At 46.4% G+C, this 11965-nt stretch carries 10 protein-coding genes; 5 read left to right on the forward strand and 5 right to left on the reverse strand.

The window, feature by feature from the left end; translation table 11 throughout:
• The first annotated feature begins 48 nt into the window (after positions 1-48).
• From DWW91_RS25660 to DWW91_RS25680, 5 genes are all read left to right on the forward strand, one after another.
• Positions 49-1404, forward strand: a complete 1356-nt coding sequence (locus tag DWW91_RS25660; protein WP_122329306.1) for an energy transducer TonB — start codon at positions 49-51, stop codon at positions 1402-1404.
• Positions 1405-1541: 137 nt separating this feature from the next.
• Positions 1542-2564 (forward strand): sensor histidine kinase, encoded by a 1023-nt coding sequence (locus DWW91_RS25665; RefSeq protein WP_122329307.1) that lies wholly within the window; start codon positions 1542-1544, stop codon positions 2562-2564.
• A 7-nt stretch (positions 2565-2571) separates the two neighbouring features.
• The gene (locus tag DWW91_RS25670) at positions 2572-3324 is read left to right on the forward strand and encodes a LytTR family DNA-binding domain-containing protein (RefSeq protein ID WP_007658531.1); all 753 of its coding nucleotides are present in this window, start codon (positions 2572-2574) and stop codon (positions 3322-3324) included.
• Positions 3325-3436: 112 nt separating this feature from the next.
• A complete protein-coding gene (locus DWW91_RS25675; RefSeq protein ID WP_122329310.1) occupies positions 3437-4957 on the forward strand; it encodes a 4Fe-4S binding protein in 1521 nt (506 codons plus the stop codon).
• A 22-nt stretch (positions 4958-4979) separates the two neighbouring features.
• Positions 4980-6359, forward strand: coding sequence for an aldo/keto reductase (locus DWW91_RS25680; RefSeq protein ID WP_046147480.1), 1380 nt, complete (start codon positions 4980-4982; stop codon positions 6357-6359).
• Between the two features lie 123 nt (positions 6360-6482).
• On the opposite strand, the gene DWW91_RS25685 is transcribed toward DWW91_RS25680, so the two are convergent.
• From DWW91_RS25685 to DWW91_RS25705, 5 genes are all read right to left on the reverse strand, one after another.
• Positions 6483-7256: a prephenate dehydrogenase/arogenate dehydrogenase family protein gene (locus DWW91_RS25685; RefSeq protein WP_007658525.1), complete on the reverse strand. Its 774-nt coding sequence runs from the start codon at positions 7254-7256 to the stop codon at positions 6483-6485.
• A gap of 160 nt (positions 7257-7416) precedes the next feature.
• Entirely contained in the window at positions 7417-8484 is a 1068-nt protein-coding gene (locus DWW91_RS25690) for a bifunctional 3-deoxy-7-phosphoheptulonate synthase/chorismate mutase type II (protein ID WP_048316180.1), read from the reverse strand.
• 13 nt (positions 8485-8497) lie between these two features.
• Entirely contained in the window at positions 8498-9688 is a 1191-nt protein-coding gene (locus tag DWW91_RS25695; protein WP_122329308.1) for a pyridoxal phosphate-dependent aminotransferase, read from the reverse strand.
• Positions 9663-10508 carry a prephenate dehydratase gene (locus DWW91_RS25700; protein WP_007658519.1) on the reverse strand — a complete coding sequence of 282 codons (846 nt, stop codon included), beginning with the start codon at positions 10506-10508 and terminating at the stop codon, positions 9663-9665. The genes DWW91_RS25695 and DWW91_RS25700 overlap by 26 nt, the downstream gene beginning before the upstream one ends.
• A 263-nt stretch (positions 10509-10771) precedes the next feature.
• Positions 10772-11698, reverse strand: coding sequence for a hydrogen peroxide-inducible genes activator (locus DWW91_RS25705; RefSeq protein WP_007658518.1), 927 nt, complete (start codon positions 11696-11698; stop codon positions 10772-10774).
• Positions 11699-11965 lie beyond the last annotated feature (267 nt).

Raw genomic sequence — 11965 nt, forward strand, 5'->3', positions numbered from 1 at the left:
TTTCTGTATATTTGGAAACCGTATAATATCTAATTGGAGGGCCTGTTTATGCGAATTATAGGATTTCTATTCGTGTACCTGTTTTCGTTGGTCGATTTGGGTGCACAGGTAAAAGACCGGTATCTTGAACTCACTCACGATACTCTTTCTGCCGAAATGGTTGGTACTAACTTCCTGCGTACGACATTTTCTTCCGCTCCGCAGGCTTTCTTTATGAATAAGGATTGCATGGATGATTGTAAAGCCTGGGAAATAGAGCAGTTGGACGATATCTATCGGTTCAAAGCGATTGAGGGCCATCATCTTTTTCATTATTCTACAGACAGATTATCTGCTAAAACGATGGAAGCACCGGCTGACCGGGAGTTGTACGACTTGCTTTCGAATCTGTTCCGTCGTGCCCTCCTGCTGGCAGAAGATGCAGACGGATATAGCCTCGGACTGGATGGGTATACCTGTTATTTCGCTTCGACGGATACTTGTGGAAAAGTGAGCGTCGCTTTGAAATGGGCACCTGAGGCCGGTTCTTTGTGCCGCGAATTGACCGACCTGGGAGATTCCGTTTACAGCCGGATTGCCAGGAATGAGACTGATTGGACTTTGACGAAGCAGGCAGCTGCCGCCCTTTGGGAGAAGTTGGAAAAAGAACCTGTCGATACAGTCCGTAATCCGGTTTATCGTGGCATCTGGCAGCTGGGATTACAACAGAAGAATCCGGTGGAGTTAAGTGAGGAGCCCCAATTTCCCGGTTTTGCAGATATTGAAAAGTATTTTTATGATAAGATGGAGTATCCTGTAGATATGTTAAAAGCAAATAGGGGAGGTTACGCCGTTTGCCAGTTTACGATAGACACAATGGGGATGGCAAAAGATGCTTTCACGCTGGACAGTAGTGAGCCGGCCTGTGAAAAAGAGGTAAAGCGTCTGATAAATACAATGTCGCATTGGCTTCCGGCCTATGATAAAGCCGGCAAACGGATGGAATGTATGTACGCTGTTTATGTCTCGTTTCGTCCGCAACATCATTATACCCGGCAGAAAATACGCGAAGCATGGGATAAACAGAAAGAACAGCTGTTTATCGATTATGAATCGATGCCGGAGTTTCCCGGCGGTAGTGCTGCCTGTTTAGAGTTTATCAGTAAACATTTACAATATCCTTCTTCGTATATCGGTTCGAATAAGAATGTGAGGGTTACTTGTACATTTACTATAAATACGTATGGGGAGTTGGAGGATATTGAAGTTGTTCGTGGTAGCAATATTCCTGCATTTGATGAAGAGGCTTTGCGGGTACTTCGGCTTATGCCACGTTGGAAACCGGCTGTCGGTTACTATCAGCAACCTCGTTTTATGAAATGTCGATATACTGTTCCTGTTATATTTACAGACCCGGGGAAATAAGAAATTAGTCAAAACGCCTTCCGGTATTCTGACAGTGATTTTCTTTTCGTCTTCACGCTGCTTTTTTTCGTTTTCCTACCTGGGGATTGTGAAGTGCCGATTATTTTGTTTTTCTTTGTTACAGGAAATAAGATGCTATGGATTCGTTTGATACCTATATTGCCCGGAGACTTCCGCTGGTCAGCTTGATTAGTACGGTTTTTATCATATACCCAAATATCGCTTGTATCCCCTGGGAGTTGAAATATATGGAAGGGACTGGCGTTACCGGTCTTCTATCCTTTTTTGTGTATCGCTTCCTTTTCTTCTGGGGATTAATCAGCTTGCTGATACGCTATAATCTGAAGAAGATGCCGGCTACCCTGTTCAAGCAACGGCTGATGCGTAACTTCCTGTTTTCTTTTATCGCTTACCTGCTTTATGCCTCCATATCGTACGGGGTTTCTTCTTTGGGTATTCATACGGATGCTTTGGGCAGTATTCTGATATTCCAGTTCTTCGTGACATGTTTTCTCTGTACGTTTATCGGATATATTTCCATGTTGTATTCCCGGCAGCGGGAGAAGGAGTCGGAGATAGAGCGTTTGCGTTTTGAAAATCTGCAAAGCCGCTGCGATGCACTGGCCAACCAGATTAATCCGCATTTCTTTTTTAATTCGCTGAACGGCATCTCTTCATTGATTCGTAAAAAGGATGACGAAAAGACGCTGATGTATGTCCATCAGTTATCCGATATTTTCCGCTATATCCTTCAGAGTGACCGGAAAGGGCTGGTCTCATTGCGGGAAGAGCTGGAGTTTATGCTGTCTTTCCAGTATGTCATGGAAGTACGTTTTGCGAATAAACTGACCTTTTCAGTCCGGGTGGAAGAAGAACGGAAAGATTTGTTGATGCTGCCTGTTCTGTCTTTGCTGCCTTTGGTGGATAACGTGGTTGTCCATAACAGGATAGACAGCGAACATAAAATGGAAATCTCAATCGTGCTGAACGAACAGGACGAACTGGTCGTATCGAACCCGGTCTATCCGAAGCTGTCCGCTCCCGATACCAACGGAACAGGACTTGCGAACCTGGAGAGCCGTTTTACTTTGTTAATGAATAAACAGATACGGATAGAATCGACAGAAGAAACTTTCCGCGTCTGTCTCCCTTTAAAATGATACTTGTATGAACGTGTTGATTGTAGAAGACGAAACAGCAGCTTACGAAAACCTGGTGGATATATTGATGGAGGTTGCCCCGGATATACAGATTGCCGGGAATACCGAAAGTGTCACCCAGACCGTCCACTGGCTTCAGTCGAACCCGGCTCCGGAGTTGATATTTATGGATATACACCTGTCCGACGGTTCGGCCTTCAATATCTTTGATAAAATAGAACTTGAAACGCCTATCGTTTTCACGACGGCTTACGACCGGTATGCGATAGAAGCCTTTAAAGTGAACAGCATCGACTATCTGCTGAAACCGATTAAGGTCGAAGATATCAGGCATGCTTTGGATAAATACGGCAAACTGAACCGGCAGGATATTCTCCAATACCTGTCACAGTTAACCCGGCTGGTCCCTGCCCCTAAATACAAGGATAAATTGCTGGTCCCTTATAAGGACAAGCTCTTGCCGGTCAACCTGAAGGATGTTTCCTGCTTTTACACATCCGGCAAAAATACCTCCATCTATCTGAAAGACGGAGCCAGTTACCCGTATTCCCGGACATTGGAACAGATAATGCCGTCCCTTAATCCGGCTGATTTTACCCGGGCGAACAAACAGTTCATCATAAACAGGGACAGTATATCCAACATCACTATCTGGTTCGACAGCCGTCTGCTGGTGACGCTCGATGTGGAGGTTCCCGAACGTATCTATGTCAGCAAGAATAAAGCATCCGAGTTTAAAGCGTGGCTGGTAAATGATTGACCGGCATTTCGCGATTATTCCCTTTTTTTTCGTTTTGACGAGACGTCTGTATCTTTTATATTAAAAATCCGGCATATTTGTACCGGATTATTAATCAATAATAGGATACATGATGTTACGAAAAATCAGACTGATAGCGGCTACCTTATGTTTCGTGCTTATCACTCTACTGTTCCTCGACTTTACAGGAACGTTGCACGGATGGTTCGGGTGGCTGGCTAAAATCCAGTTCTTACCCGCCGTGTTGGCATTGAATGTGGGTGTTGTGTTATTTTTAGTCCTTCTGACGCTGGCTTTCGGACGTGTTTACTGCTCGGTGATTTGTCCGTTGGGCGTTTTTCAGGATGTTGTTGCGCGGATTGGCAGGAGAGGGAAGAAGTTGCCTTATTCTTATTCGCCGGCGTTGTCCTGGTTACGTTACGGGGTATTGTTCGTTTTTGTGCTGGCGTTGGTTGCGGGGGTAGGCTCTCTGGTTGCTTTGCTGGCTCCTTACAGTGCGTATGGGCGTATCGCTAATAATTTGTTTCAGCCGCTTTGGATGTGGGGGAATAATTTATTTGCTTATCTGGCGGCACGGGTGGAGAGTTATGCTTTTTATGAGGTGGATGTATGGATGAAGAGTCTGCCGACGTTTTTGGCGGCTTTGGCTACGCTGGTGGTTCTTGTCGTATTGGCCTGGCGTAATGGGCGTACTTATTGCAATACGATTTGTCCGGTTGGTACGGTGTTGGGTTTTATCTCCCGTTATTCTTTGTATCGTGTCACGATAGATACGGATAAATGTAACAGTTGCGGCCTTTGTGCCCGCCAGTGTAAAGCAGCTTGCATCAACAGCAAGGAACATAAAATCGATGGCAGCCGTTGCGTAGCCTGTATGAATTGCCTGGACGCCTGTCGTAAGAATGCGCTAACCTACGCACCGGTATGGAAAACGAAGAAACAGGCAACCGGCACGGAGAAACCTGAACTGGAAGATAAAACGAACCTTTCCCGTCGCCGGGCCTTGTCGGCAACAGCTCTGGTTATGATGGGGAGTGCCCTGAAAGCCCAGGAGAAAAAGGGGGAAGAGGTTATCATGAAAAGAGACGGGGGACTGGCACCTATCAAAGAACGGAAAGAACAGGAAAAACTGACGGCGATTGTCCCTCCCGGAGCCTTGAGCATACGGAATATGAGGCAGCATTGCACGGCCTGCCAGCTTTGTATCTCTGTTTGCCCGAATCATGTCCTGCGTCCTTCCGGCGATTTGATGACATTGATGCAGCCGGAGATGTCTTATGAGCGGGGCTATTGCCGTCCCGAATGTACAAAGTGTTCCGAAGTCTGTCCGGCAGGAGCCATCAAGCCGATAACGAAAGCTGATAAATCATCTGTCCAGATAGGGCATGCCGTATGGGTGAAAGCGAACTGTATCCCGCTGACCGACGGTGTCGAATGCGGTAACTGTTCCCGGCATTGTCCGACGAATGCGATAGAAATGGTTGCATCTGATGCGGATAATCCGAAATCCCTGAAGATACCGGTCATTAATACCGAACGTTGCATCGGCTGCGGTGCCTGCGAACATCTCTGCCCGTCGCGTCCGTTTACGGCTATCTATGTGGAAGGGCATGAAAGACATCGAGTTATTTAATCCGTTTTTAAAGAATAGACCTATGAAGAATCAACATATCAATCGCCGCGATTTTCTGAATATCGTAGGCATCACGGCGGCAACTACTACGGCGGCACTCTATGGCTGTGCCCCGAAAGATCAGAGAGGTTCCGGAAGCAAAGCCTCTTCGCCTGTCCCGACCGATCAGATGACTTACCGCACATTCCCCGGACTGGGGGATAAAGTGTCCCTGCTGGGCTACGGTTGTATGCGCTGGCCGACTATCCCTTCACCCGACGGGAAAGGTGACTTGATTGACCAGGATGCTGTCAACGAACTGGTGGATTATGCCATCGCCCATGGGGTGAACTATTTCGATACGTCACCCGTTTATGTGCAGGGCTGGTCGGAAAAGGCTACGGGAATTGCCCTTAGCCGGCATCCCCGGGACTCGTATTATCTGGCTACCAAATTGTCGAATTTCTCGAACTATACGCGTGAAAACTCGATGGCGATGTACCGCCGTTCATTCAGTGAGTTGCAAACCGATTATCTGGATTATTATTTGCTCCACTCCATCGGTGGCGGCCAGGGAATGAAGACATTCAACGACCGCTATGTCGATAACGGAATGTTGGATTTCCTTATGAAAGAGCGGGAAGCGGGGCGTATCCGCCATCTGGGTTGGTCGTTTCACGGAACGTCGGACGTTTTCGATGAGGTGCTGGCTATGCACGATACCGTTCATTGGGATTTTGTGCAGATACAGTTGAACTATGTCGACTGGCGGCATGCGACAGGAAGGAATGTGAATGCCGAATATCTTTATCAGGAGTTGGAAAAGCGGAATATCCCTGCGATTATCATGGAACCGTTACTGGGTGGCCGCCTGTCGAATGTGCCCCAGCATATCGTTACCCGGTTGAAACAGCGTCGTCCCGAAGATAGTGTTGCTTCCTGGGCTTTCCGTTTTGCCGGTTCACCCGAACTGGTGCTGACGGCTTTGAGCGGCATGACGTATATGGAGCATTTGCAGGATAATATCCGCACGTATTCCCCGCTTATTCCGCTGACGGACGAGGACAAGGATTTTCTGGAAGAGACTGCGCAACTGATGATTAAATATCCGACAATTCCCTGCAACGACTGCAAATATTGTATGCCGTGCCCGTATGCGATAGATATTCCGGCCGTGCTTCTTCATTATAACAAATGTGTGAATGAAGGAAATGTTCCGAAAAGCCGGACGGATGAAAACTACCGCGAAGCCCGTCGTGCCTTCCTGGTCGGCTACGACCGCAGCGTCCCGAAACTGCGCCAGGCAGACCATTGTGTCGGTTGCGACCAGTGTAACGAGCATTGCCCGCAAGCCATCGATATACCAAAAGAGTTACGCCGCATCGACCAGTTTGTGGAACAGTTGAAACAGGAGACGTTGTAAGTGGTGAGTGTTACTTTTCTCTTGAAAGAAAAGTAACCAAAAGTTCAAGGCTACACCGGAGCAGTGAAGCCGGTGCAGCCTTGATCTTTTGTCTGCTTTTCCATCAAGGGAAAAGTAGGTTCATTATTCTATATTCTTACGAATCTTAGTCAGATACCCCTTCATCGCTTCGGAGTCTTTGTCTTTGATGATATCTTGCAGGATATTCAATTCCTCCTGTATCCGGGAAATCTGTTTCGGAGTGCGCGGATTGAAGAGAATTTCTGTCAATAGATAATCATCTTCAGACAGCAAGCCGCGTGCAATTTTCATATGACGTTTGAAGGTCGTACCCGGAGCATCCTGATGCTTCATGATGGCTGCAAAAACCATTGTTGAGGCGAACGGAATACCTAAAGAGTAGGCAACCACCTTGTCATGTTCTTCAAATGTATATTCGCGGATATTCAGGCGCAGGCTTGAATAGATATCCTTGAAGAAAATCTTACCCAGGTGGTCACCTTCGGAAATGATAATCGTGTTTTCTTTTTCCAGATTTCCCAGGTTGGCGAAAGTAGGACCGAACATCGGGTGGGTGGAGACATACGGGAAACCGCAGGTTTCGTAAAACTCTTTCAGGTGGGTTTTTACGGAAGCTATGTCTGAGATAATGCAATAGGGTTGCAGATAAGGCAGAACCGCTTTGAATGCTTCGATCGTGTAGTTCAGTGTTACACAGTTGATAACCAATTCGGGAGCAAACTCTGCTACCTCTTCGGGCTTTTGCAGGCGAAGGGCGTTGTAGATGAAACGCATCCGTTTCGGATCGTTTTCCAATACAGCCACTTCATGGTCGAAACTCAGCAGGTCGGTGAAGAAAGAACCCATCTTTCCGGCACCTAATATTAATATTTTCATTGTCTTATTTTGTTGATAAATTATTTCCGGCGGGTTGTTTTTGTTTTTCCGCTTTCACAACGACTTTGTGACGCCCGTCACAACGACCTTGTGATGCTCGTCACAAAACCCTTGTGATGCCCGTCACAAGGTCGTTGTGCAAAATCTGTGTGCAGTTTTGTTACTCATTCATGATAATCATCTGCTGGCGAACAGACTCTTCGTGGATCTCTTTCAGGATTTCTTTTACAAAGTCCGTGTTCAGGTCCATCGTCTGTCCCATATCCGAACGTTTTTCCAGGATTTCGCTGTAACGCGGTGACTGGAGGATGGGCATGTTATGTTCCTTTTTATACACACCGATTTCGCGGGAGATACGCATACGTTTAGCCAGCAGTTCGAGCAGTTGCTCGTCGATACCGTCGATCTGGCGGCGTAGTTCTGCCAGGTTTTCTGTTGTCTGTGTCTCGTTACGGATAACCAGCAGGTTGACAACATAATCCAGTACATCCGGAGTGATCTGCTGGGAAGCGTCGCTCCATGCACAATCCGGACAAGGATGCGATTCGATCATCAGGCCGTCGAAGCTCAGGTCCATTGCCTGCTGAGACAGCGGAGCGATCAGTTCGCGCTTACCACCGATATGGCTGGGATCACAGAAGATCGGCAGGTTCGGCATACGACGGCGAAGTTCGATAGGTATATGCCACAACGGCAGGTTACGGTACATTTTCTTATCGTATGAACTGAATCCGCGGTGGATAGCACCCAGTCTGCGGATACCTGCACCATACAGACGTTCGAAAGCACCAATCCATAATTCCAGGTCCGGGTTGACCGGATTCTTGATCAGAACAGGTATATCTACACCTTTCAAAGCATCTGCGATTTCCTGTACGGCGAACGGGTTAACGGTGGTACGTGCACCGATCCACAGGATATCTATTCCGGCTTTCAACGCTTCGAATACATGGTCTTTTGTGGCTACTTCGGTAGCTACATACATACCTGTTTCTTTCTTTACACGTTTCAACCACTGCAAGCCTTCGGCTCCGATACCTTCGAATCCTCCCGGTTTAGTACGGGGTTTCCAGATTCCGGCACGGAATATTTTAACGCCTTTTGATGCCAGCTGATGGGCTGCGTCCATTACTTGTTCTTCTGTTTCGGCACTGCACGGGCCCGAGATGATGATAGGACGCTGTGGGTCTACACCGGGTAATAAGATTGATTCTAATTCCATTTTCATGATCGTATAATTTTCAATTTTTAATTTTCAATTCTTTAATTCTCATAAGTGCTTCCTGTAATGCTTCGTTCTTGCAGCAAAGTGAGATACGGACGTAACGTTCGCCACAGCTTCCGAAGATAAATCCGGGGGTAATGAAAACGTTGGCTTCATACAATACCTTGTTTGCCAGGGCTTCGCTGCCTTCTGCTTCTGCCGGGATCTTTCCCCAGAGGAACATGCCGACCTGATTTTCGTCGTAGGTACAACCGATGGCGTGCATGATTTGTCCGGCCAGGTCGCGGCGGCTACGATAGGTACGGTTCATATTGTCATACCATTCTTTCGGCGCTTTCAATGCTTCCACAGCTGCATGCTGCATCGGTTTGAACTGACCGGAGTCGATGTTGCTTTTCACTTTCAATATCCATTGAACGAACTGGGCGTTCGAGGCCAGCATCGCCATACGCCATCCCGGCATATTGTGAGCCTTGCTCATCGAATTCATTTCGATACAGATATCTTTAGCTCCCGGAACACTCAGGATACTTAACGGCTGGTCGTTCAGGATGAAACTGTAAGGATTGTCGTTACAGATAATGATACCGTGTTTACGTCCGAAAGCAACCAGCTTTTCAAAAAGTTCCCTGCTGGCGTTTGCTCCGGTAGGCATGTTCGGATAGTTGACCCACATCAGCTTTACGCCGGAAAGGTCCATCTGTTCCAATGCCTCGAAATCCGGCTGCCATCCTAATTCTTCTTTCAGTTCATAAGGAATTAGATTTGCCTGTACCAGCTTGCTGACAGAACTATAAGTCGGATAACCGGGATTGGGAACCAATACGCCGTCGCCCGGATTCAGGAATGCCAGTGAGATATGCAGGATACCTTCTTTGGAACCGATCAACGGTTGTATCTCTGTTTTCGGGTCCAGTTCAACTCCATACCATGTCTGATACCAGTCGGCGAAACCTTTACGCAATTCGGGGATACCTACATACGGTTGGTAACCATGCTCATTCGCATTATGTGCATGTTCGCACAATGTCTCGATGGTCTGTTCCGAAGGAGGCAGATCAGGGCTACCTACGCCCAGGCTGATCACATTCTTGCCTGCGGCATTCATTTCGGCTACTTCTTTCAGTTTCTTTGAGAAGTAGTATTCCTGTACGCTGCCTACACGGTCAGCGGGTGTGATGTTACACACTTTGTTTTCCTTCTGCATATTCGCCTAAAATTTTTAAGTCCTTTGTTAATGGAGTGATGGCATCCAATGCCTGTCTGTATCTTGTATAATCAGTAAATGTCAGGTCTATATAGAACAAATACTCCCATTCGCGGCCGATGATCGGTAACGATTGTATTTTAGAAAGATTCATGTCGTAAAAAGAAAGAATGGAGAGGACTTTGGAAAGACTGCCGGAGGTGTGGGGAAGAGCGAAAACTAACGAAGATTTGTTGATGTCTGATTTTTCAAGAAGATCTTCAGCCGTCCAGCGGTCTGCTATGGCAAGGAAGCGGGTGAAGTTTCGTTTGTTGGTCTCTATCCCTTCGGCCAGTATTTCCATCTTGTAGATTTGGGCGGCCAGTTTCCCGCAAATAGCAGCGTGTCCTTCCAGGTTATTCTCGGCAATCCATCGGGCACTCATCGCCGTATCTTCTTTCTCAACCACCTTGGCATTCGGCAAGGTATCGAGGAAGTCGGTACACTGCATAAGCGCAATAGGGTGGGAGTTGACTTCCGTGACATCGTGTATCGATGTTCCCGGCAGTGCAACAAGCGAGTGCGAGATGCGCAGTTTGTATTCACCGATCACTCTCAGTCCGCTTTCGCGAATCAGTTCATGATTTTGCAGCAAGCTCCCTGCAATAGTATTCTCGATGGCCATCAGTCCCAACAAAGACGGGTCTTTCTTAATGGCTGAAATAACATCTCTGAATGTATTGCATCCAACAATTTCAATATCTTCACCTTCATAGAAGCTACGGGCTGCGATGTCGTGATACGAACCGGCTATTCCCTGAATTGCTACTTTCTTTTTCATCTTTCTAATTTATTGTCACAAAAAAAGTCCCACCGAAACCGGCAGGACTTTATATTGTTTATTGATACATATTTTCTATCATCAACGCTTTACATACAAATTCCTGCCTTCACTCTGCTAAAGTAAAAGTAATAAAAGAAATATGTAAAGCTAAATCGATTCATTTGTCTCGTTTGTTTTTAAATACGCAGCAAAAGTAACGCTTTTTTGGAAACTACAAGCAAAAAGTAATAATTTTTTTTGTTAAGCGATAAAAATAATGTTCAGACGACTTTTAATCCGGCTTGCAGCGTCAACATCTCTTTGGGTACAGACTTCTTGATGCTCTCGATCAACATACCGGCAATGGTATGACGGATAAAGTCTTTCCGTGTGATCCAGACGATTTCGCGTGCCGGTTTAGGAATGGCAAAGGGGCGTACCAGTTTTTTCTGATCTTCGCTGAGTTGCAGGGTTGCCAGTTCCGGAATGAAAGTGACGCCATTGCCGCTTTCTACCATGCGCATAAATGTTTCCAGGCTTCCCAGACGGTAAGCGGCCTGACGCAGTTTTACCTTTTCCATCTGGCAGAAACGCATTAACTGGTCGCGGAAACAGTGACCTTCATCCAGCAACCAGAGATGTTCGTCGCTGATATCTGCCGTACGGATCATATCTTTTTTGAATACCGGATCATTTTTAGCCACATATCCGAAGAACTGCTCATAATATAATGTATCGCCTTGTATCTGGTTTTCTGTGGGTTGGTTGGCGATGATGGCTGCATCTATCTCGCCATTCAGGATTGCAGCCATAGTGGGAGCCGTTTTCATTTCAAGGATGCGAATATCCAGCTCCGGATGTTTTTCAGACAACTGCTGGAAAAAACGGGGTAGCAGGTAAGGAGCGATCGTCGGAAGTACTGCCAACCTGAAAGTACCTTTTAGTGACTGTTCTTCTTCATTGACAATATCTTTGATAAGGGAAGCCTGATAAAGAACGGTACGAGCCTGGTCGATCACCTTACGTCCGGCGGGGGTAGGGCAGACCGGCTGCATATTCCGGTCGAATAATTTAATGCCAAGTTCGTCTTCCAGTTTTTGTATCATCATACTGAGCGTAGGTTGTGTTACTCTGCAATGTTCTGCTGCTTTTGCGAAGTGGCGGTATGTATCTACTGCCAGGATGTACTCGAGTTGTTGTATATTCATAATGCTTTCAGTTTTTATCTATGGGCTTTCGTGAACATTGTTCGGTTTGTTATAGATAAATGCAAAGGTAGAAAATATATGGTAGCTTTTCTAATCTTCTTTTGTATAATAATGAGATAAACGAAAAGGCCGGAAATCATCTTCCGGCCTTCATCGCTTTTAATAGATTAAAGATCAATCGGTGATCTTTTAATTCAATTTAAACCTAACCCCTAATTTTACCCCGAAAGACATAACCTTCACTTTATCTGTTACGTTTGAATTCAT

It is taken from the genome of Parabacteroides sp. AF17-3 (assembly GCF_003635445.1).
In the GTDB taxonomy this organism is placed as follows: Bacteria; Bacteroidota; Bacteroidia; order Bacteroidales; family Tannerellaceae; genus Parabacteroides; species Parabacteroides goldsteinii.